18 protein-coding genes and 1 riboswitch are annotated in these 21,032 nt (G+C 70.6%); of the genes, 4 read left to right on the top strand and 14 right to left on the bottom strand.

The genetic code is table 11. From position 1 onward, the window contains the following. Positions 1–38: 38 nt before the first annotated feature. From OG905_RS29920 to OG905_RS29910, 3 genes are all read right to left on the bottom strand, one after another. A complete protein-coding gene (locus tag OG905_RS29920) occupies positions 39–1,250 on the bottom strand; it encodes an ArsA family ATPase (RefSeq protein WP_328678715.1) in 1,212 nt (403 codons plus the stop codon). Further along, complete coding sequence (locus OG905_RS29915; RefSeq protein WP_324973900.1) at positions 1,250–1,699, bottom strand: SRPBCC family protein; 450 nt, start codon at positions 1,697–1,699, stop codon at positions 1,250–1,252. The genes OG905_RS29920 and OG905_RS29915 overlap by 1 nt, the downstream gene beginning before the upstream one ends. Positions 1,700–1,789: 90 nt before the next feature. Beyond that, positions 1,790–2,557: a metallophosphoesterase family protein gene (locus tag OG905_RS29910; RefSeq protein WP_328682678.1), complete on the bottom strand. Its 768-nt coding sequence runs from the start codon at positions 2,555–2,557 to the stop codon at positions 1,790–1,792. Positions 2,558–2,858: 301 nt separating this feature from the next. On the opposite strand from OG905_RS29910, the gene OG905_RS29905 reads away from it, so the two are divergent. Then, the gene (locus OG905_RS29905) at positions 2,859–4,655 is read left to right on the top strand and encodes an AMP-dependent synthetase/ligase (RefSeq protein WP_328678714.1); all 1,797 of its coding nucleotides are present in this window, start codon (positions 2,859–2,861) and stop codon (positions 4,653–4,655) included. 97 nt (positions 4,656–4,752) lie between these two features. Here OG905_RS29905 and OG905_RS29900 read toward each other — a convergent pair whose 3' ends face one another. Beyond that, complete coding sequence (locus OG905_RS29900; RefSeq protein WP_328678713.1) at positions 4,753–5,895, bottom strand: glycosyltransferase family 4 protein; 1,143 nt, start codon at positions 5,893–5,895, stop codon at positions 4,753–4,755. A gap of 100 nt (positions 5,896–5,995) precedes the next feature. Between OG905_RS29900 and OG905_RS29895 the strand changes: the two genes are divergently transcribed. Further along, positions 5,996–7,261: a glycosyltransferase family 87 protein gene (locus OG905_RS29895; RefSeq protein ID WP_328678712.1), complete on the top strand. Its 1,266-nt coding sequence runs from the start codon at positions 5,996–5,998 to the stop codon at positions 7,259–7,261. A gap of 28 nt (positions 7,262–7,289) precedes the next feature. Here the strand turns inward: OG905_RS29895 and OG905_RS29890 are convergent, their stop codons facing one another. The 5 genes from OG905_RS29890 to OG905_RS29870 form a co-directional block, all read right to left on the bottom strand. Beyond that, a complete protein-coding gene (locus OG905_RS29890) occupies positions 7,290–8,522 on the bottom strand; it encodes a hypothetical protein (RefSeq protein WP_328678711.1) in 1,233 nt (410 codons plus the stop codon). Positions 8,523–8,564: 42 nt separating this feature from the next. Beyond that, positions 8,565–9,593, bottom strand: coding sequence for a C40 family peptidase (locus OG905_RS29885; protein ID WP_328678710.1), 1,029 nt, complete (start codon positions 9,591–9,593; stop codon positions 8,565–8,567). A gap of 195 nt (positions 9,594–9,788) precedes the next feature. After that, positions 9,789–10,814 carry a C40 family peptidase gene (locus OG905_RS29880; protein ID WP_328678709.1) on the bottom strand — a complete coding sequence of 342 codons (1,026 nt, stop codon included), beginning with the start codon at positions 10,812–10,814 and terminating at the stop codon, positions 9,789–9,791. 322 nt (positions 10,815–11,136) lie between these two features. Next, positions 11,137–12,498 carry an NYN domain-containing protein gene (locus OG905_RS29875; RefSeq protein ID WP_328678707.1) on the bottom strand — a complete coding sequence of 454 codons (1,362 nt, stop codon included), beginning with the start codon at positions 12,496–12,498 and terminating at the stop codon, positions 11,137–11,139. Between the two features lie 35 nt (positions 12,499–12,533). Then, entirely contained in the window at positions 12,534–12,776 is a 243-nt protein-coding gene (locus OG905_RS29870; protein WP_266477291.1) for a hypothetical protein, read from the bottom strand. Positions 12,777–12,928: 152 nt separating this feature from the next. On the opposite strand from OG905_RS29870, the gene OG905_RS29865 reads away from it, so the two are divergent. Together OG905_RS29865 and OG905_RS29860 are read left to right on the top strand one after the other, a co-directional pair. Then, the gene (locus tag OG905_RS29865) at positions 12,929–13,651 is read left to right on the top strand and encodes a rhomboid family intramembrane serine protease (RefSeq protein WP_328678706.1); all 723 of its coding nucleotides are present in this window, start codon (positions 12,929–12,931) and stop codon (positions 13,649–13,651) included. After that, entirely contained in the window at positions 13,648–13,929 is a 282-nt protein-coding gene (locus OG905_RS29860; RefSeq protein WP_328678704.1) for an Lrp/AsnC family transcriptional regulator, read from the top strand. The genes OG905_RS29865 and OG905_RS29860 overlap by 4 nt, the downstream gene beginning before the upstream one ends. 200 nt (positions 13,930–14,129) lie before the next feature. Here the strand turns inward: OG905_RS29860 and OG905_RS29855 are convergent, their stop codons facing one another. The 5 genes from OG905_RS29855 to qcrC form a co-directional block, all read right to left on the bottom strand. Next, positions 14,130–15,602, bottom strand: coding sequence for an aminotransferase class V-fold PLP-dependent enzyme (locus tag OG905_RS29855; RefSeq protein ID WP_328678702.1), 1,473 nt, complete (start codon positions 15,600–15,602; stop codon positions 14,130–14,132). A 202-nt stretch (positions 15,603–15,804) separates the two neighbouring features. Further along, positions 15,805–15,921, bottom strand: a riboswitch (SAM riboswitch). A 386-nt stretch (positions 15,922–16,307) separates the two neighbouring features. Then, positions 16,308–17,372 carry an anthranilate phosphoribosyltransferase gene (gene trpD / locus OG905_RS29850; RefSeq protein WP_328678700.1) on the bottom strand — a complete coding sequence of 355 codons (1,065 nt, stop codon included), beginning with the start codon at positions 17,370–17,372 and terminating at the stop codon, positions 16,308–16,310. A 130-nt stretch (positions 17,373–17,502) separates the two neighbouring features. After that, positions 17,503–19,128, bottom strand: coding sequence for a cytochrome bc1 complex cytochrome b subunit (gene qcrB, locus OG905_RS29845; RefSeq protein ID WP_328678699.1), 1,626 nt, complete (start codon positions 19,126–19,128; stop codon positions 17,503–17,505). Then, on the bottom strand, positions 19,125–20,180 hold the full coding sequence (qcrA, locus tag OG905_RS29840) for a cytochrome bc1 complex Rieske iron-sulfur subunit (protein WP_328678697.1): 1,056 nt from the start codon (positions 20,178–20,180) through the stop codon (positions 19,125–19,127). Before qcrA ends, qcrB begins: the two co-directional genes overlap by 4 nt. Beyond that, positions 20,177–20,986 carry a cytochrome bc1 complex diheme cytochrome c subunit gene (qcrC, locus tag OG905_RS29835; RefSeq protein WP_328678696.1) on the bottom strand — a complete coding sequence of 270 codons (810 nt, stop codon included), beginning with the start codon at positions 20,984–20,986 and terminating at the stop codon, positions 20,177–20,179. The genes qcrA and qcrC overlap by 4 nt, the downstream gene beginning before the upstream one ends. Positions 20,987–21,032: the final 46 nt, after the last annotated feature.

The following is a 21,032-nucleotide window of genomic DNA, read 5'->3' as shown; positions in this document are numbered from 1 at the left end:
TTCGTACGCTCGACGTTACCCGAATGGAGGCAGGGCCTTCAGCGGGCGCGGGGCCACAGCTCGGGGTCCGGCGTGAAGCGGACCCGCAGCGCGCCGTCCGTGAGTCCGGCGCCGGACACCGTGCAGCGGCGCAGCACGGAGTGCAGCGGAACGATCCTGCGGAAGGGTCCCACGGTGACCAGGAGTTCATCCCCCCGGCGCACCAGCGAGACGTCCTCCTTCACCGCACCGGGCAGCGGGAGGTGCCAGACGTAGAGCGGGCCCTCGCTGTCGTCGCCCGTGCCCGGGAACTCGACCCGCCAGGGGTCGTCCCTGCGCTGCCCCGGGTCCAGGGCCGGCTCGACGGTGAGTCCGCCGTCCTCGAGGAGAGCGCCGAGGTCGTCGAGGCCGCGCGGGTCCCGGCCGAGGTGGCGCACCTCGCGGAGCGGGATTCCGGGGGTCCACTGGGCGTACCACTCGCGCAGGTGCTTCTCCTGCTGCGCGCAGAGTGTGGCGAGCCAGACGTCCGGGGACTGCCTCGGCAGGATCCGGTTCGGTACCAGGGTGTCGACGTCCAGGCCGTGCAGCGCGAGCCCGGAGCGGGCCGTGCGCAGGACGTCCGCCGCCGCGGGTGAGGGCTCCGCGACCACGCGCAGGGTCGTGCCGCGGGCCTCGATCACCGTCTGCACACGGGCCAGTTCGTTGTCCCAGCGATCGGCGGTCGCGTACAGCCACTGCGCGGGCATCGGTACGCCCGCCAGCTGGGCGAGCATCGGGCGCAGCGCCCGGGCGGCCTGCCGCTCCACCGGCAGCAGCCGGCGCAGATAGCGGCGCAGTTGTTCGGGCAGGGCGAGCGCGGCGATGGTCTCGCGCAGCGGCGGCATGTCGACGACGAGCACGTCCCAGTCGCCGCGCGAGGCGACGGTCAGTGCGCGAAGCAGCGCGAACTGCTCGCTGCCGGGGAGCTCGGTCAGCTCCTCGTCCTCCAGTGGCCTCGCGCCCAGCAGGTCGAGCGCGCCGGAGCTTCGCTCCTGGAGGGCCGTGAACTCCGCGCGGAATGCGGCGCCGGCCTCGATACGGGCAGTCCACAGCCCGCCGGTGACCTCGGCCGGTTCGACGAGGCTGCCGGTGACGGGCGCTGCGAGGATGTCGCCCGGCTCGGCGGAGAGGAACAGCGTGCGCTTGCCGCTCCGGGCGGCACAGAGCGCGGTGGCGGCGGCGACGGTGGTACGGCCCGCGCCGCCGAGGCCGGTGACGAGGACCGTACGCATCAGGCGGTGGGACCGCTCTCGACGCGCTTCTTCAGACCGGCCAGGGCGCGGTCGATGATGACCTTCTCGGCCTTGCGCTTGATCATGCCGAGCATGGGGATCTTGACGTCGACGGTCAGCTGGTAGGTGACCTCGGTACGGTCACCGCCGCCGACCGCGGCCAGGGTGTACGAGCCGTCGATGGCGCGCAGCATCTGGGACTTGACCAGCGTCCAGCTGACCTCGTTGTCGCCGTTCCAGGTGTACGCGAGGGTGTGGTCGTCCTTGATCGCTCCGGCGTCCAGCACGAGGCGGACCTGCTCGGCGCGGCCCTTGGCGTCGGTGGCGAGCACCTCGGCCTCCTTCACCTCACCCGTCCACTCCGGGTAGCGGGCGAAGTCGGAGATCACGCCCATCACGTCGGCCGGCGCCGCCTCGATCGTGATGCTCGAGCTGGTGTGTTCCGCCATCGCTGCGGCTCCTCACAGTGCGGTACGACCGGGGGTGGTGTGGTGTGCAGGCTACCGCGACCGGACTGGTCACCGGCGCGGGGCCCGGTCTCACCACTCCAGTGCCCACGGCCGGCCGGTGGAGGCGAAATGCCCGACGTTGACGCATTCCGTGGCGCCGATGCGCATCCGGTCGACGAGCGGCTGATGGATATGGCCGAACAGGGCGTACCGGGGGCGGGTGCGGCGGATCGCGTCGAGCAGCGCGTGGCTGCCGCGTTCGAAGCGGCGCGCGACCGTGTCGTAGGTCAGCTCGGGGACCTCCGGCGGGATGTGCGAGCAGAGCACGTCGACCTCGCCGATCGCCTCGATCTTGGCCGCGTACTCCTCGTCGGAGATCTCGTAGGGGGTGCGCATCGGGGTGCGCAGTCCGCCGCCCACGAAGCCGAAGGTCCGGCCGCCGATCTCGACGCGCTCTCCGTCGAGGACGGTGGTGCCCTGGCGCGCGTACTCCGGCCAGAGGGCGGGAATGTCGACATTGCCGTAGGTGGCGTACGTCGGGGTCGGGAAGGCCGCGAACAACTCGGCGTACTGGCGGCGTACGGCCGACTCGATGGCGCTCTTCGGGTCCTGCTGCAGTTCGCCCCAGAGCCTGCGGCCCAGGTCGCGGGCCTCGTCGAAGCGGCGGGCGGTGCGAAGTTCCACGATCAGATCGGCGTTCTCGACGCCGAAGAGGTCGGGGAAGATGCCGCGCGAGTGGTCGGCGTAATCGAGGAAGAGCACGAGGTCACCGAGGCAGACGAGGGCATCCGCGCCGTCCCCCGCCCGGGCGAGATCCTTGGCGTTGCCGTGCACGTCACTGACCACATTGACTCGCATGCCTCGCATGACGATCACCCTAGGACGGCCCTGTCACGGCTGGGTAGTGGGGGCGGACCGGCCGTTGTTCCGAGTCATGACACGTGTGGACTACGCTCGCGGAGCGATGCCATAAGCGATGCCATACACGTGTGACGCAGGGAACATCTGGCCGGAACCCCCTATCCGGAACCGAGTACTGGTGGGTAACGTCCGGGCAGTCCAGTCGTGCTCACCCCCAATGAGCACCTGCCCGATCTTGGACCGCAGCCGGTGCATCACACAGAGCCGTGGCGCCGGAGCCCGATGAGGAGCAGCAGTCTTGCGCGAGTTCAGCCTTCCGGCCCTGTACGAGGTCCCCTCTGACGGCAATCTGACGGATCTCATCCGCCGCAATGCCGCAATGCATCCCGATGTCGCGGTGATGGGCAGAAAGGTGGCAGGCGTCTGGACGGACGTCACCGCCACCCAGTTCCTCGCCGAGGTACGGGCCGCCGCCAAGGGCCTGATCGCCGCCGGCGTACGGCCCGGTGACCGGGTCGCCCTGATGTCCCGCACCCGCTACGAGTGGGTGCAGCTGGACTTCGCGATCTGGAGCGCGGGCGCCGTCACCGTCCCGGTGTACGAGACCAGCTCGGCCGAGCAGGTCCAGTGGATCCTCGGTGACTCGGGTGCGGTCGCGGTGGTCGTCGAGAGCGACGCGCACGCCGCCGCCGTCGAGTCCGTACGCGACCGGCTGCCCGGCCTGCGGCACATCTGGCAGATCGAGCAGGGCGCGATCGAGGAACTGACCACCGCGGGCGCCGAGGTCGGCGACGCGACGGTCGACGAGCGCAGCGCGAGCGCCAAGGCGGACGACCCGGCGACGATCGTCTACACCTCGGGCACCACCGGCCGCCCCAAGGGCTGTGTGCTCACCCACCGCAGCTTCTTCGCCGAGTGCGGAAACCTGGTCGAGCGCCTCAGGCCACTGTTCCGTACGGGCGAGAGCTCGGTACTGCTCTTCCTCCCGGCCGCGCACGTCTTCGGCCGCATGGTCGAACTCGCGGCCGTGATGGCGCCCATCAAGCTCGGCTGCGTGTCGGACATCAAGAACCTCACCGACGAACTGGCCTCCTTCCGGCCGACGTTGCTCCTCGGCGTACCGCGCGTCTTCGAGAAGGTCTACAACTCGGCGCGAGCCAAGGCCCGCGCGGACGGCAAGGGCAAGATCTTCGACAAGGCCGCGGACACGGCCATCACCTACAGCCGTGCGCTGGGCACTCCCGAGGGCCCCTCGATCGGTCTCAAGTTCAAGCACAAGGTCTTCGACCGGCTCGTCTACAGCAAGCTGCGTGCGGTCCTCGGCGGACGCGGCGAGTACGCGATCTCCGGCGGGGCGCCGCTGGGCGAACGCCTCGGCCACTTCTACCGCGGCATCGGCTTCACGGTCCTGGAGGGCTACGGCCTGACCGAGTCGTGTGCGGCGACCGCGTTCAGCCCGTGGGACCGGCAGAAGATCGGCACGGTGGGGCAGCCGCTGCCCGGCTCGGTGGTGCGGATCGCGGACGACGGCGAGATCCTGCTGCACGGCGAGCACGTCTTCAAGGGCTACTGGAACAACGAGGCGGCGACCGCTGAGGCGCTGACCGACGGCTGGTTCCACACCGGCGACATCGGCACCCTGGACGAGGACGGATACCTCGCGATCACGGGCCGCAAGAAGGAGATCCTGGTCACCGCGGGCGGCAAGAACGTCGCTCCCGCCGTGATCGAGGACCGCATCCGCGCGCACGCACTGGTCGCGGAGTGCATGGTCGTGGGCGACGGGCGGCCCTTCGTGGGCGCGCTGGTCACCATCGACGAGGAGTTCCTGGGGCGTTGGGCCTCGGACCACGGCAAGCCGGCCGGTTCGACGGCGGCGTCGCTGCTCGAGGACGCCGATCTGCTGGCGGAGGTCCAGCGGGCGGTGGACGACGGCAACGCGGCCGTGTCCAAGGCGGAATCGGTGCGGAAATTCCGCATTCTCCCCTCCCAGTTCACCGAGGAGGCGGGCCACATCACGCCGTCGCTGAAGCTGAAGCGCAATGTGGTGGCGAAGGACTTCGCCGACGAGATCGAGGCGATCTACCGCGCCTGAGCGGTCTCTCGGGTCCTCTCGGTCTCTCGGGTCCTCGGCAACGAACGGATTGAATCCGATCGGGCCGGGGACCCGCGCCGTTGGCCGGTTCCCTGCCTCACAGAAGCGTCCGCAGCTTCTGGGCCAGCAGGTCCCAGCGCCACTTCTCCTCGACCCACGCCCGGCCGCGCTCCCCCATCCGCCGCCGCAGCTCGGGATCTTCGAGCAGCGCCACGATCCGCTCGGCCGACTCCTCGGCCGAACCGCCGCGGACGACCCAGCCCGTCTCTCCGTCGAGTACGGCGTCGGGGGCGCCGCCCGAGTCGCCCGCGACGACCGGAAGACCGGTCGCGGACGCCTCCAGGTACACGATTCCGAGGCCCTCGACATCGAGGCCGCCCCTGCGGGTGCGGCAGGGCATGGCGAAGACGTCGCCGGCGCCGAAGTGCGCAGGCAGCTCCGCCCAGGGGACGGCGCCGGTGAAGCGCACGGAACCCTCGACCCCGGTCTCGGCCGCGAGACCCCTCAGCTCGTTCTCGTACGGGCCACCGCCCACGATCAGCAGCACGGCGTCCGGCACCTTCGCCAGGATGGCGGGCATCGCGCGGATCAGGGTGTCCTGCCCCTTGCGCGGCACGAGCCGCGAGACGCACACCACGACCGGACGGCCGCTCAGCCCGAGGCGGGCGCGGACCACGTCGCCGCCCGAGCCTGGGTGGAAGGTCTTCTCGTCGACGCCGGGCGGGAGTTGGACCATCCGTCCGGCCGCCTCGGGCGTCAGCGCGGCGGCGATGCGTGAGCGGGTGTACTCACCCAGATAAGTGATCGTGTCCGTGCCCTCGCCGATGCGGCGCAGCAGCTGCCGGGACGCGGGCAGCTGCGCCCAGCCCGCCTCGTGGCCGTGCGTGGTGGCCACCAGCCGCCGCGCGCCCGCCTTGCGCAGAGCCGGAGCCATCAGCCCGAGCGGGGCGGCCGCCCCGAACCACACCGACTGACAGCCGTGCTCGCGCAGCAGCTGGGTCGCCCTTCGGGTGACGCGCGGAGTCGGGAGCAGCATGGTCGTACGGTCGCGTACGACCGTGAAGGGCTGCTCGGCGTCGAAGGCCGCGGTCGCCTCATGGCCCTCGTGCCCGCGCTTCCAGGTGGAGGCGTAGACGACGAGCTGTTCCGGGTCGAGGCGCAGCGCCATGTTGTGGAGGAACGCCTGGATGCCACCGGGCCTGGGCGGGAAGTCGTTGGTCACGATCAAGGTCTTGTGCATCGCCGCCGACAGTACCCAACGGCCCTGCCTCACCGCTCCCGAGCCGCCTCGCCCGGCATCATGGGCACCCATAAATCGGTACGAATGGGATGGGGTGCTCATGGCCGGCGTCGCAAGCGGGAGCGACAGCGCGAGCGGTGGCGGCAGGCGCCTTCCTCTCACGGTGTGGATCCTCACCAGGACCGCGCTGATGCTCTGCGTCCTCAAGGTCGTCGCCTTCCCGGGCCCCGATGTCACCACCGATGTCTCGGGGATCTACCAGGGCTGGTACGAGGTCCTGAAGACCGGCATCTTCCCCATGGACGACGTCACCTGGCAGTACCCGCCCGCCGCCGCGCTCGCGATCCTCTCCCCCGCCCTGCTGCCCTTCCTCGGCTATGCCGGCGCCTTCTTCGTCCTCGCCCTGCTCTGCGACACGCTTGTCCTCTCACTGCTGCTGTACGCGGGCGGGCGGCCGGGCAAGTCCCAGCGCGGCAGCTGGGTCTGGGTGGCCGGTGTGGCGTTGCTCGGCCCCACCGCGTACGCCCGCTACGACCTGATGGTCACGGCCGTCGCCGTGGTCGCCCTCCTCACCGGAGCGCGCCGTCCACGCAGCCTGGGCGCGCTGGCGGCTTTCGGTGCGCTGCTGAAGGTCTGGCCGCTGGTGGTGCTCGCGGGCACCCCGCGCGGCCGGGCGACCAGACGCTCCTGGGCCACGGCGGCGGGCACGGCGGCCGCCCTGATGCTGCTGTTCGTCTCGGCGATGCCGGGCGCGCTGGCCTTCCTCACCTTCCAGCGCGAGCGCGGCACGGAGATCGAGTCGCTGGGCGCGCTGGCCTTCCATGTGGCCCGGCACCACGGCTGGGACGGCCAGGTGCTGCTGAACTACGGCTCGGTGGAGTTCGTCGGCCCCCACGTCTCGCTGGTCACCACACTCGCGCTCGCTCTCACCGCCATCGCGTTCGCCTGGCTGCTGCTGTGGCGGCTGCGCGCGAAGAAGTTCGCGCCGAGCACCCCGTGCGACGCGGCCTTCACCGCCGTACTGCTGTTCACCACGACGAGCCGGGTGATCAGCCCCCAGTACCTGATCTGGCTGGTCGGTCTGGCCGCCGCCGCGCTGGTCTTCCGGCGCAGCCGGATGGGGCTGCCCGCCTCGCTGGTGCTGGCGGCGGCGGGTGTCACGCTGCTGGAGTTCCCCGTCTGGTTCGCGCACGTGGTGGCGAGCGACCCGCTGGGCGTGGCGCTGCTGGCCGTACGCAACGGGCTGCTGGTCGCGGCGACGCTGACGGCATGCCTGCGGCTGTGGCGCCAGACGGTCACCGAGCCGCGCCGCCGCAAGCTGCTGCCCGCTCAGTCGACCCGCGACAACGCGCTGATGGCCTCCTGATTCCCACCTGGATGACTGGACGCCCGGCTCAGCCGTCCAGGCGTTCCCGCAGATACTCCCGCCAGCGCACCGTGAAGTCCGCGGGCGCCGTCCCCAGCACGTCCGCCATGGCCTTCTCGACCGCGCTCGCTCGGTGCTTGCCCCGGCCGGCCGCCCGGTAGAAGTCGGTCAGCTTCTGCTCGCCCCAGCGCTCCGCGATCAGTTCGCACGCCAGCCAGCCGCCCTCGTACGCCCGCGCCAGCCTGTCCCCGTCGCCGCTGAAGGCGAAGTCCGCGTCGGCGGGCAGCACGGCGGGCAGGTCGCCGCGCCGGACCGCGCGCTGGAGTTCGGGGGCGATCTGGCCGGTGGTGCTGCCCGTGCCGCGGTACGCGACCCAGTCCGCGAAGCCTTCCGAGAGCCACATCGGGGTGGCCGCCGAGGTGTACGCGCGGGTGGCGACATGGGTGGTCTCATGGGCGAGCACGACGCCCTGGCCGTAGTCGCCGAGCACCGAGTACGCCTCGGGGTTGACGATCACCCGGTCCGCGGGCGCCGCCCCCGCCGCGCCGGTCTCGCCCGTGGTGACCGCCGCTATCCCCCGGTACCCGGCCGAGGGCGCGCCCAGCAGCTCTCCCATGGCGTCCAGCGATGCGGGGACCATGACGACGACGCGCCCGGCCCAGGGGGACGGCCAGGCTGCCGAGACGGCCGGTACGGCCCGGTCCGCGGTCGCGGCGACCGCGCGCAGCCGCTTGCTGTCCTGGCCGACGGCGAGGACCAGGCTCCGCCTGCCGCGCACCACCTCGACCTCGCCCTGCTGCCAGAGCTGGCGGCCGCCGCCCTTGCCCGCGCGGTCGGCCGTCACGTACCAGCGGCCGTCGTGTCGGGTGAGCTCCAGCGTGCGGGACGCGGTCACCGGAGCCGTGTCGTAACCGGCTATGCGGTAGCGCAGTTCGGCCTGCGCGACCGCCCGTGTGCCCTGCCGCTTCACATCCCCCAGCCGGTACTCCCAGGAGCTCAGCGGCACATCCGCGAGATTGCGGAACTCCCGGCGCTCCACCGTCAGCAGCGACCCCGCAGCGGGGTCCACGGCCTCCAGATAGGCGCTCTCGTCGTGGCCGACGACGGCGGCGGCGCGCTCTTCGAGCGTGCGCTGGATGTCGCGCACGGTGGTGTCCGACGCCTCGGGGGCCACGCAGCCGGACGCCAGCAGGGCCGCGGCGAGTACGAGACCCGCCGCGTGCCGTATCGCCCGGCGCCGTGCGCGCCCCTGACCTGCCACAGTGCCGATCGTACGGAACGCGGCGCCGAACGGAACGGGGCCTCAGACGCGGGTGACCGACGAGACGGGCATCATGCCGACCGGGTCGTAGCGCACCGGCGCCCCGGGATAGGGCGCGTGGACGACCTGGCCGTTGCCCATGTACATCCCGATATGACTCGCGTCACTGCGGTATGCCACGAGGTCGCCGGGCCGGGCCTCGGACAGCGAGACCTGCCGGCCCGCGTACCGCTGCGCCTGCGAGGTGCGCGGCAGCGCGACTCCCGCCTGGGCGTACGACCACTGGGTCAGGCCCGAACAGTCGAAGCCCGAGGGCCCGTTGGCGCCCCACACATACGGGCGGCCCACCGCGCTGCGGGCCGCCATCACCGCGGCGGCCGCCCGCGCGGAGGCGGGCGCGAGGCCGGAGAGCTCGGGCATCGCGTCGCGGCCGGAGCGCGAGGCCCTGCCGTAGCCGGCGCGGTCCGCGGACGGCAGGGAGTTCAGCAGCCGCTGCGCCTCGGTGAGTTTGCGCTCGACGGTGCGTTTGTGGCGGGCGACAACCACCCGGCTGCGCTCCAGCTCGGCAAGGTCGCGCGAGGCCTCCGCGCGCTCCTGGCCGAGCCGTCGCTGCGCCCGCTGGAGATCGTGCAGTGCGGTCGTCTGGAGCGCGCCGATGCGGTCCAGGGTCTCGGCCCTGTCGAGGTAGCTGTCCGGGTCCTCGGAGAGCAGCAGGGCCAGCGCGGGGTCCATGCCACCCGAGCGGTACTGCGCGCCCGCCACCGAACCGAGCGCTCCCCGCATCCGGTTGATGCGCTCCTGGCCGCGGGCCACGCTGTCCTGCGCCTGCGCCACCTGCTCGCGCAGCCGCTCCACCCGTTCGCCGGCCTTGTTGAACTGCTCGGTGGCCTGCTCGGCCTCCTCGTAGAGCCGGTCGACCCGGGTGCGGGTGGTCTCCGTCGTGTCCTGCGGGTCGGCGCTCGCCGGGGCGGCGCCGAGAGCCGCGGCGGCGGTTGCCGCCGCCGCGGACAGGACGGTGCCCCGGGCAGTGTGGGTGAGGCCGGGCTGTGAGGGCCGTCTGTGGGACGCCACGGGCCGCGCTCCCTTCCGCTGTACGACATGTACGAGGGATGTTGCGCGGCAGACAGTAGCCGTGCGAGCACACAGCGTCCAAAGACCGTTATGGGCACACAAAGTGACGCCCCGCCGGAGACCACAGGTCACCGGCGGGGCGCGACGTCAGTTGGAGTTGACGTAATTCGCCCGTTTGGGCGGGCGCGGCGCGTGTCAGATACGCACGCCGAACTGGAACGGCATGTTGCCGATCGACTCGTAGCGCACGCTGGCGCCGGGCTTCGGGGCGTGCAGCACCTGGCCGTTGCCCGCGTAGAGGCCGACGTGGTGCATGTCGCCGTAGAAGATGACCAGGTCGCCCTGCTGGAGCCCGCTCTGCGAGTAGATACGCGTACCGGCGTTGGCCTGCGACTGGGAGGTGCGCGGTATGGAGACACCGGCCTGCGAGTACGCCCAGGAGGTCAGCCCGGAGCAGTCGAAGGAGCTGGGGCCCGAGGCGCCGTAGACGTACGGCGAACCGATCTTGCTCTGCGCGGCGGCGAAGGCCGCGCCCGCACGCTGCGAGGCGGGGACCGAGTTGCCGAGGTCCGCACGCGAGTTGTCGCGGTTGGCGCGGGACTCGTCGGCGGAAAGCGCGGCGCGCTCCGCCGCGGTCAGCGAGTTGAGAAGCTTCTGCGCGGCCGCGAGCTTGCTCTGGACTTCCTTCTTCTTGGCGCCCAGCTGCTTGCGCGTGTCGGCGAGGTCGCCCAGCTTGTCCTGGGCCTCCTTGCGCTGCTGCGCGAGGGTCCGCTGCTTGGCCTGGATGTCGGCCAGCGCCTCGGTCTGCTTGGCGCCCAGCTGGTCCAGCGCGGAGGCCTTCTCCAGGTAGGTGTCCGGGTCGGAGGAGAGGAACAGCTGCACCGCGGGGTCGATGCCGCCGGAGCGGTACTGGGCGCTCGCCACCGAACCGAGGCCGTCGCGCAGGGTGTTGAGCTCGTCCTGACCGCGGGCGACCTTGTCCTGCAGCGCGTCGACCTCCTTCTCGAGCTTCTCCTGCTGCTCCTTGGCCCCGTTGTAGTTCTCGGTGGCCTTCTCCGCCTCTTCGTAGAGCTTGTCGACCTTCTCCTTGACCTCGCTCTTGCTCGGCGTCGGCTGGGCCTGTGCGGCCTGGGAGGTCAGGGCTACGGCCGCGGCGGCGGTCGCGGTGAGCACGGTCACGCGGGTGCGGCTCGGCTGCTTGGGTCGACGGTGGGACGCCACGAAGGCGAGCTCCTTCTTCCTCGAGCCGCCTACCGGGCTGTGGGGGGTTGAATCCCCGGCTCCGCGCGTTCAGCACCCCCGCAAAACAGGCTGAACTGCACAGATTCGGCGGTACCTTCGCTGTTCACCCCGGATGGGCGATCAACCGCGCGAAGGTTCGAGGCCCGACCCTAGTGACCTTCTCGTGATCAGTTCAAATCCTGTCGAGAAAAATCTCCGTCACGGAGCGTTTCTTTACTCACATCACACGCGTAGTAGTGGCCACTTGACACTACGTTCAGCCGAGATGGGTGCGAATTCGGGCATTAGCCACGGGAGTTATTTAGACCCGCGAAAGCCGCTTCAGCAACAAGGCGGACGTGACGGGCCTGGCGCCCGCCTTCGCCACTCCGTCGGCGACCTCCCGGTCGGTGGAGACCACCACCACGGGCCGGCCCGGCGGCTCCGCGCGGACGAGCTGACGGATCAGCTCGTCGGCACTCACGCCCGGCTTGGAGAACAGCACCCGCACCCCGCGCGGCGGCGCGAGCAGCACCGGGGCCGCCAGCTCGGCCCCGTCGAAGACACAGGTGATCTCGGCGCCCGTCTGCGCCGCCAGGACCGAGAGCCCGCCGAGCAGCCGCAGCCGCTGCTTCTCCAGCGGCATCGTCGGATAGCCGGTCTTGGTGACGTTGTAGCCGTCCACCACCAGATGCGCCTGGGGCAGCGCGAGGAGCTGGTCGAGCAGCGCGGGGTCGGTCTCGGACAGCGCGCGGGCCGCGATGTCCTTGGGTGACATCCGGCCCGGCTCGACCGCGTCGACCGTGTCGGCCGGGTGCAGGGCGGCCGGCGGCAGGGCCAGTTCACGGCGCAGCCCCTGAGCCGCGTCGAGCACGGTGTCCAGCAGCAGCCGCAGCCGCATGTCCTCGATCGAGCGCCCCTCGCGGGCGGCCCGGCGGCCCGCCTCGACGGCCGCCTCCGCCTCCCCGAGGCGCGCCTTGAGCCGCCGGCTCTCACTCTCGGCCGCCGAGACGTGGGCGGCGGCCTCCGACCTGATCGACTCGATGTCGGCGTCCCTGCTGCGCAGAGCGGCCGCTGCGCGCTTCATGTCGTTCTCGACGCTGCGCAGCCTGCGGCGAAGCGATTCGGCTTCCCTGCGTGCCGCCTCAAGCTCCGTACGCAGCCGCTCGGTCTCGCTCTTGATCAGCCCGCGCGCCTCGGTGAGCTCCTCACGCAGCCGCTCCAGCTCGCGCCGCCCGGCCTCGTCCGCGCGCTCGGCGTCGGCGCGCTGGGCCTCCTCGCCCGCGGCGGCGACAAGTTTCACCCATCCGGTGGGCCGAAGGACATATGCCGCGGCCGCCACATCGACCGGATCGGCGGCCGCAGGGGGCGATCCGGACTCCAGCGCGGCGGACAGCTCCGGCTGCGCCCGGCTGAGCCGCTCGCCGATGCGCTGGCGGAAAACGGGGTCGTTCTCCAGGGCGGCAGCCATCGCGTTGCCCGCGAATTTGGCGCGACGAGTCGGGGTGAATCGGGCGTACTGCCGCAGCTGGTTGGGAAGTTCGGCGACGGTCAGGCCGCCGAACGCGTCCGAGACCAGCGCAACGACTCTGCGCCGTACGCCTTCCGGCAGCGGGCGGTCGAGCGCCTCGGCCGCGTCACCGGCCGCACCGGCCGGCTCGGCGCCGTTCTCAGGCTGCTCCACGATCCGTCACCCCACTACCCGTTCGGGCCGCTCCCTCAGGAGCCGGCGCCCGGCCTGTCCACCAGCTCGATCTGGTCCACCGCATTGCACCAACGGCAGCGCACCGACTCGATGGTCTCACTGACCACCTCGCGCTCCTCGACCGTCGGCTCTCCGGCCAGGTCCAGATGGACGTACTCGACGACCTTCGAGGAGCGGGTGACGTCGAAGCGCGTGAGGTTGCCACAGAGCGTGCAGCGCCAGCGGGTCGTGGCGGTCGGCGAGGGAACCGTCGTCATCGTGCCGTCCTCTTTCGTCGTGCAGGGGTGCGGGTGCCGCTGTGCGCCGTCGAACTGCGGGTGTACTGCCCGTAACCCTACGGCCTCGCAGGTACCCCAGGGCGCGGCGAGGCACCCTGTACCGTTCGGTCCCACTACGCCATGCTCTGTCCATGATCGGTTGGCGGGGTGCGGTCCGGGGCGCGGTCACCGGGCCCGCGGTGACATACGGCGTGATCGCCGTCTGCTGTGCCGTGTTCGTGATCAGTCCGGTCTCGGGCCTCAATCCGGTGTACGGCACCGGTGACGCGCTGCTCGCCGCGCAGAGCGGGTACTTCGAGCGGTGGGGCGTGATCCCCGCAGAACTGATCAGCAGCTCCCCCGACGCCCTCCTCACCCCGCTCACCGCCCTCTTCGTCCACGGCAGTTGGCTGCATCTGCTCGGCAACATGCTCTTCCTCTACGTCTTCGGGGCGATGGCCGAGGAACGCGTCGGGCAGCTGGAGTTCGCCCTCTTCTATGTGGGCTGCGGCTACCTCGCGCTGCTCGCCTACGCGGTGGCCAACGCCGAATCCGATCAGACCCTGGTGGGGGCGTCCGGGGCGATCTCGGGGGTGCTCGGCGCGTTCCTCTACCTCTTCCCGAAGGCCCGGGTCACCAGTCTCTTCCCGTTCCTCTTCTTCCTGCCGCTGCGCTTCCCCGCGTGGATCGTGCTGATCTTCTGGTTCGTCCTGCAATGGCTGGCCGCCCAGGGCGCGGGCAGCGGTCCTGGGGTGGCGTATCTGGCGCATCTGGTGGGGTTCGGGGTGGGGTTTCTGTACGCCTGGGGACGTTTCCGCCGTGGTACTAGAGTGAAGGCCCAAGCAGCGGCCATTGAGGGAGAACGCCAGCCGTGATCACCGCGATCGTGCTCATCAAGACCAGCGTGGACCGCATCCCCGAGATCGCCGAGTCGATCGCCGCGCTCGACAGCGTGAGCGAGGTCTTCTCGGTCACCGGCACGTACGACCTGATCGCCATGGTGCGGGTGGCCAAGCACGAAGACCTGGCGGACGTCATCCCCGGCCGGATCAGCAAGATCCCGGGGGTGGAGGGCACGGACACGCATGTCGCGTTCCGTACGTACTCCCAGCACGACCTGGAGGCGGCGTTCGCGATCGGCCTCGACGCGTAGCGCCTCCGGCGGGGGGTGCGGGAGTGCGGCTCGGCCGCGCGTCGGGCTGATCTTTCCCCTGCCCGCCCCTTCCCATAACCGGGGCTCCGCCCCGGACCCCGCGCCTCAATCTCCCCCAGACTTCGTCCGGGGGACCCCCACGGGGCTGAAGGTGCGGCCGCAGCCCGAGGCGCACGGGGGGCCGGGGGCCGGGCCTCGGGTCAGACTGCCGGGACGCAGCGGCCGTCCTCCGTGTGGTACGTCCACTTCGCGCCGTCCGCGACCAGTTCCTTCACCGCCCGTACGAAGCGCTCCACGTGCTCGTCCGGCGTACCCGCCCCGAAGCTGACCCGGATCGCGTTGAGCGAGCGCTCGCCAGGCTCGGCCTCCGGGGCGCCGCACTCGCCCGGGTCCTGCGGGTCGGTGCCGAGCAGTGTGCGGACCAGCGGGTGGGCGCAGAACAGGCCGTCCCGGACGCCGATGCCGTACTCCGCCGAGAGCGCCGCCGCGAAGTGCGAACTGTTCCAGCCCTCGACCACGAACGAGATGACGCCCACGCGCGGGGCCTCGTCGCCGAAGAGCGAGAGGACCTTCACCTGCGCGACCTCCGCGAGGCCCGCGCGCACCCTCGCCACGAGCTGCTGCTCCCGCGCCACCAGCTGGTCGAAACCGGCCTCGGTGAGCGCCTTGCAGGCGGAGGCGATGGAGTAGACCCCGATCACGTTCGGCGAGCCGGCCTCATGGCGGGCCGCCGTGGTGTGCCAGTCGACGTCCACGCCGCCGTCCGTACGGCGGGCCACCTTCCGCGAGGCGCCGCCGCCCGCGAGGTACGGCTCGGCCTCCTGCAGCCAGTCCGCGCGGCCCGCGAGCACACCCGAGCCGAACGGCGCGTACAGCTTGTGCCCGGAGAAGGCGACCCAGTCGACATCCAGGTCCTGCACGGAGACCGGGTGGTGCGGCGCGAGCTGAGCCGCGTCCAGGACGATCCGCGCGCCGTGCGCGTGCGCCGCGGCCGCCAACTCCTTCACGGGCCACAGTTCACCGGTGACGTTCGACGCGCCGGCCACGCAGACCAGCGCGGGGCCGTACGGGTCACGGCCGGCGAGCGCGTGCTCCAGCGTGCGGACCGCCTCGGCCGGGGTGCGCGGGGCGTTCAGATAGGTCACCCGGGCGTCATTCCCCCTACGCCCTGCGGCGTGGGGGGACCCCCACGGCAGCAGCGAGGCGTGGTGCTCGGTCTCGAAGACGAAGACCTCGCAGTCCGCGGGGATCACGGCCGCCAGCAGATTGAGGGAGTCCGTGGTCGAGCGGGTGAAGACGACCTGGTCGTCCGGGCGGCAGTCGAGGAACTCGGCGACCGTGACCCGGCTGTTCTCGAAAAGGTCGGTGGACAGCTGCGAGAGGTACCCGGCGCCGCGGTGGACGCTGCCGTAGTAAGGCGCGTACGCGGCGACGTCGTCCCACACCCGCTGCAGGGCCGGGGCGCTGGCCGCGTAGTCGAGAGCGGCGTAGGTGACCTCGCCGCCGGTGACCAGCGGGACGGTCACATCGCGGCCGAGCACCGGCAGCGGCGCCGCGCAGGCGGGGTCGGCGGACTCGGAGCAGGCGGAGGAGTCGGAGACGGCGGACGCGGCGGAGGAGGCGGAGGAGGCAGAAGACGCGGCGGTGGCAACGGCGTTCGGGCGTGCGGACATGGCGGTATCTCCCGGCAGGAAGGCGGAGTGGCTTCGGCAGACCCGTGCGGGCGCTCAACGGCCGCTCGCCGCACGGGGGTTGCCTCGACTGCACGGCGATCGCCGCGCGGAGGCGTACTGAAGTGGGGGCTTGTGAAGCCCTATCGCATTCGCTTGCTCACGAGACTGCTCCCTTGAGGACCAGGACCCCAGGGTGTGCAGGGGTCCGCGCTTGCCGCAGACCTTGCTGCCTGCGGCCTGGTCTTCACCCGGGGCACCCCGCCACGGACGGAGGGTTGCCGGACAGCGAGCCGGGGCTTAATCGCTGTCGCTCATGACCTGCCGAGAAGTATGCCAGCCGTTCGCGTCGCCGCAAACCGTGTCCGCATCCCGGGACGCGGGACCAGGGGCTGCGCCCCGAAGTCCCGCGCCCCCGAGGCCGCGCCGCGAAGTCCGTCGCCCGCAGGGGCGTACTAGGGCCTGTCGTTTGGATCAGGCCGGATCAGTGAGCGGGGTCTGGTGCGTGCGATCGCAGGCCGGAGGATGGGGGTCCCCCCGCCGAAGGCAGGGGGAGAGCCGACGCGGAGCGTCGGCGACCGACGACAACGCAGCATGGGGGCACCTCCCGTGCCCGAAGGGCTACGGGGGTGGGGGCCCCTCCCACGCCGAAGGCTGTGGGGGAGCGTGCCAGGGCACGCGAGCCCGGCAAGATCCGAACGACAGGCCCTAGGCGTTGCTGACAGCCACCCACCGCTTGAGCGCCGCGTTCGCCGCACCCGAGTCGATCGACTCCGCTGCCTTCGCCATCCCGGCCGAGAGCTGCTCGGCGAGCGACCCCTCCCCCGGCGCGAGAGCGACCAGCGCCCCGGCCGCGTTCAGCAGCACCGCGTCCCGTACGGGCCCCGTCTCGCCGCTCAGCAGCCGGCGCGCGACATCCGCGTTGAACGAGGCGTCGGCGCCCCGCAGGGCCTCCACCGGCACCAGGTCGATGCCGATGTCCCGCGGGTCGAAGGCCTCCTCGCGCACCGTCCCGTCCCGCACGACCCACACGCGCGACGTGGCCGTCGTCGTCAGCTCGTCCAGGCCGTCGTCGCCCCGGAACACCAGCGCCGAGGATCCGCGCTCGGCCAGCACTCCGGCCATGATCGGCGCCATCCGGGCGTCCGCGACGCCGGTGGCCTGAGCCTTCACCTTCGCCGGGTTGGTGAGCGGGCCGAGGAAGTTGAACGTGGTGCGGATGCCCAGTTCCTTGCGGGCGGCCGCCACATGCCTGAGCGCCGGGTGGAACTTCACCGCGAAGCAGAAGGTGATCCCCGCCTCCTCGGCGACCTGGGCGACCCGCTGCGGGGTCAGTTCCAGATTGACGCCGAGCTTCTCCAGTACGTCGGACGCGCCGCTCGCCGAGGACGCGGCGCGGTTGCCGTGCTTGACGACCTTCGCGCCGGTCCCGGCGACCACGATCGCGGACATCGTGGAGATGTTCACGGTCTTGGCCCCGTCGCCGCCCGTGCCGACGATGTCGACGCTGGGCCCGGGCACCTCGATCAGGTTCGCGTGCGCGTACATGGTCCGTACAAGACCGGAGATCTCCTCGACCGTCTCCCCCTTGGCCCGCAGGGCCACCGCGAAACCGGCGATCTGGGCGTTCGTCGCCTCGCCGCTGAGGATGCGGTCCATGGCCCATGCGGTGGCATCCGCGCTCTGGTCGCGGTTGCTGAGGAGGGCCTCCAGCACGCCCGGCCAGGAGTGGGCCGCCACGCTGTCGCCGCCAACCGGGGTCACAACGTTCATGGTCCACTCCAGGGTCCACAGCCGAACAGGGATGCTCCCACCCTATCCAGCCCCGGGCACGGCGAAGAGCCCCGTCCGGCGAATGGACGGGGCTCCCGCTGTGGCGACCGCGGCACGCGATCGGGTGGGATCAGTGGTGGCCGTGGCCGCTCGTGATCTCCTTGAACTCGTCGGCCGTGGGCTTGGGGATCTGGTTCCCCTCGCCGTAGTAGCTCTTGCTCAGCTTGGCCCGCAGCTTCTGGCTGAGGGTGGGCTTGCGCACGACACCATTCTCGTCGACCGTCGGGCCGATCTCGACCGGCTCGTACTGCTCGTGCACCGTGAGCGTGTGCAGGGCGCCCTGGCTGAGCGGCTCGTGGACCTCGACGAACTCACCGTGCGGCAGACGCTTGATGATGCCGGACTCGCGTCCGTGCAGCACCTTGTCCCGGTCGCGACGCTGCAGACCCATGCAGATCCGCTTGGTGATGACGAAGGCGATGACCGGTCCGACGAAGAAGAAGATCCGGACGAACCAGGTGATCGCGTTGATCGAGAGGTGGAAGTGGGTGGCCCAGATGTCGTTTCCACCACCGATCAGCAGCACGAAGTACCAGGTCAGCCATGCCACACCGAAGGCGGTACGGGTCGGGGCGTTGCGCGGGCGGTCCAGGATGTGGTGCTCGCGCTTGTCGCCGGTGACCCAGGACTCGATGAACGGGTAGACCGCGATCGCCACCAGCACCAGCGGGAAGATCACCAGCGGGATGAACACACCCAGGACGAGCGTGTGACCCCAGGCGTTGATCTCCCAGCCCGGCATGAACCGGATCAGGCCCTCGGAGAAGCCCATGTACCAGTCGGGCTGGGCGCCGGTGGACACCTGGTCCGGCCGGTAGGGACCGATTGCCCAGATCGGGTTGATCGAGGCGACCGCCGAGACCACCGCGATGACACCGAAGACCAGGAAGAAGAAGCCCCCGGCCTTGGCCATATAGATCGGCAGCAGTGGCATGCCGACGACGTTCTTGTTGGTCCGGCCGGGACCGGCGAACTGCGTGTGCTTGTGGAAGAACACCAGGATCAGGTGTCCCACCAGCAGGCCCATCATGATGCCGGGCAGCAGCAGGATGTGGACCGAGTAGAACCTGGCCACGAAGTCGCCGCCGGGGAACTCCCCGCCGAAGAGGAACATCGACAGGTACGTGCCGACGATCGGCACCGACAGGATCGCGCCCTGCATGAAGCGGACACCCGTACCGGACAAGAGGTCGTCCGGGAGCGAGTAGCCGGTGAAGCCGGTGAACATGCCGAGCACCAGCAGCAGGAAGCCGAACAGCCAGTTGACCTCGCGCGGCTTGCGGAACGCGCCGGTGAAGAAGACGCGCATCATGTGGACGAGCATGCCCGCGACGAAGATCAGGGCCGCCCAGTGGTGGATCTGCCGGATCAGCAGACCACCGCGGACGTCGAAGCTGATGTCCAGCGTCGAGGAGAACGCCTCCGACATCCGCACACCCTGCATCGGGATGTAACTGCCGTGGTACTCCACCTCGTTCATCGACGGGTGGAAGAACAGCGTCAGATACACACCCGTGAGGATGATGACGATGAAGCTGTAGAGGCAGATCTCACCGAGCATGAAGGACCAGTGGTCCGGGAAGATCTTGCGCATATTGGCCTTGGCCAGGCCGTAGATCCCGAGCCGGCCGTCCGCCCAGTCGGCCACCCGCTCGCCGGCGGGCGCCTTGCGCTTGGACTCTGCTGCAGTACTCATCCGCGCTCCCAGAAGGCAGGACCGACAGGCTCGTCGAAGTCGCCGAGCGCCTCGAGGTTGCCCTCGGCGTTCACGCCGATCCGCAGCTGCGGAAGGCGGTGACCGGCCGGGCCGAAGATGACGCGGGCGCCGTCGGCGAGGTCGAAGGTGGACTGGTGGCACGGGCAGAGCACGTGGTGCGTCTGCTGCTCGTACAGGCTGATCGGACAGCCGACATGCGTGCAGATCTTCGAGAACGCCACGATGCCCTCGTGCGACCACTCGAGCTCGCGCTTGTCCTTGATGTCGTCCGGCTGAATCCGGACGATCATGAGCGCCGCCTTGGCGATCTGCTTCTGGAAGTCCTCCGACTCCTCCTCCAGGCCCTCGGGCATGGCGAAGGTCAGCGAACCGACGACGACGTCCTCGGGACGCAGCGGCTCATTGGTGTTCATGTTGATGAGCTGCTTGCCCTTTTCCCACATCGTCACGCGCAGCTTCTTCTCGGGCAGCGGGCCCAGGTCACGCAGCAGCACCAGACCGGCGAGCGGCACCATGGCCAGCGCGCCGAACATGGTGTTGCGGATCAGCTTGCGCCGGCCGAAGCCGGACTCCTCGGCACCGGCCGCGAAGTCGGCCATGACCTTGGCCCGGACCTCGGGCTCGGCCTCGATCGGGTGACGGTCGTCGGCGATTTCCTGATCGGACATCAGGGTGCGGGCCCAGTGGACCGCCCCCGCGCCGATGCAGAAGAGCGCGACGCCGAGCGTCATGCCCAGCGAGAAGTTGAGAGAGCTCACATGGCCGAACGGCCAGATGTAGACGATCTCGTTGACCGGGAAGATCACGTACGAGGCGATGAAGGCGATCGTGGCCAGCATCGACAGCGTGAACAGGAAGGCGACCGTGCGCTCGGAGCGCTTGGCTGCCCGCTCGTCGATGTCCTGGACACGCGGCTTGTGCGCCGGCAGGCCCGGGTCCGCGAACGGATCCTCCGCGACCTCCACCGCGCCGTGCGCGGCGTCGTCCTGCGCTGTGGGCAGGTTCTCTTCTGGAATCTCTTGGCTACTCATGACTTCTTGGCCTTAGCGGTGTGGGCCGCGACCCAGATGGCGACTGCGATCAGCGCACCCAGTCCGAAGACCCAGCCGAACAGTCCCTCGCTGACGGGGCCGAGGCCACCCAGCTTGAGGCCACCGGGGCTCTCGGAGTCCTCGCCGTTCACGGTCTGGATGTACGCGATGATGTCCTGCTTCTGCTTCTCCGGCATCGTGGTGTCGGGGAAGGACGGCATGTTCTGCGGGCCGGTCTGCATGGCCTCGTAGACGTGCTTGGGGTCCACGCCCTCAAGGCTCGGGGCGTACTTGCCGTTCGTCAGGGCACCGCCCTCACCCGTGAAGTTGTGGCACTGGGCGCAGTTGGTACGGAACAGGTCGCCACCCTTGGCGATGTCCGCACCCTCGGGGCTGTACTGCTTCTTGGTCGGCGTGATCGGACCGGCGCCGAGGGAGGCGATGTACGCCGCGAGCTGGTCGATCTGACTCTGCGAGTAGATGACCTTCTTCTTCGGCACCTGCGCGCCGGGCTGCTGGGCCGGCATCCGGCCGGTACCGACCTGGAAGTCGACCGCGGCGGAACCCACGCCGACCAGAGGCGGGCCGTCAGAGGAGCCGCCACCGCCGGGTCCGTGGCAGCTGGCGCAGCCGACGGTGTAGAGCTTCTTGCCCTCCTTGATGGCGAGGGACTGGGCGGTTTCATCGGCCTGCGCCTTGTCCGCGGGTGCGAACGCGGCGTACAGCCCCCCAGTTGCCGCCAGCGCGAGGAGTAGGACGACGACCGCCGCCAGCGGATGGCGTCGTCGTGAGGAGAGCTTTTTCACGGATTACCCCGGTGTCAGGATCTTCTGCGTCGATGCTTCTGGACTG

Source organism: Streptomyces sp. NBC_00322, assembly GCF_036147535.1.
Lineage (GTDB): Bacteria > Actinomycetota > Actinomycetes > Streptomycetales > Streptomycetaceae > Streptomyces.
Note: the sequence above shows the minus strand (reverse complement) of the source record. Positions and strands in the feature narration are given on the sequence as shown.

Excerpts from the sequence above, each read along its gene's own strand:
- OG905_RS29920 (WP_328678715.1), bottom strand. The coding sequence starts at position 1,250 with ATGCGTACGGTCCTCGTCACCGGCCTCGGCGGCGCGGGCCGTACCACC.
- OG905_RS29915 (WP_324973900.1), bottom strand. The coding sequence starts at position 1,699 with ATGGCGGAACACACCAGCTCGAGCATCACGATCGAGGCGGCGCCGGCC.
- OG905_RS29910 (WP_328682678.1), bottom strand. The coding sequence starts at position 2,557 with ATGCGAGTCAATGTGGTCAGTGACGTGCACGGCAACGCCAAGGATCTC.
- OG905_RS29900 (WP_328678713.1), bottom strand. The coding sequence starts at position 5,895 with ATGCACAAGACCTTGATCGTGACCAACGACTTCCCGCCCAGGCCCGGT.
- OG905_RS29895 (WP_328678712.1), top strand. The coding sequence starts at position 5,996 with ATGGCCGGCGTCGCAAGCGGGAGCGACAGCGCGAGCGGTGGCGGCAGG.
- OG905_RS29870 (WP_266477291.1), bottom strand. The coding sequence starts at position 12,776 with ATGACGACGGTTCCCTCGCCGACCGCCACGACCCGCTGGCGCTGCACG.
- OG905_RS29865 (WP_328678706.1), top strand. The coding sequence starts at position 12,929 with ATGATCGGTTGGCGGGGTGCGGTCCGGGGCGCGGTCACCGGGCCCGCG.
- OG905_RS29855 (WP_328678702.1), bottom strand. The coding sequence starts at position 15,602 with ATGTCCGCACGCCCGAACGCCGTTGCCACCGCCGCGTCTTCTGCCTCC.
- trpD (WP_328678700.1), bottom strand. The coding sequence starts at position 17,372 with ATGAACGTTGTGACCCCGGTTGGCGGCGACAGCGTGGCGGCCCACTCC.
- qcrB (WP_328678699.1), bottom strand. The coding sequence starts at position 19,128 with ATGAGTACTGCAGCAGAGTCCAAGCGCAAGGCGCCCGCCGGCGAGCGG.
- qcrA (WP_328678697.1), bottom strand. The coding sequence starts at position 20,180 with ATGAGTAGCCAAGAGATTCCAGAAGAGAACCTGCCCACAGCGCAGGAC.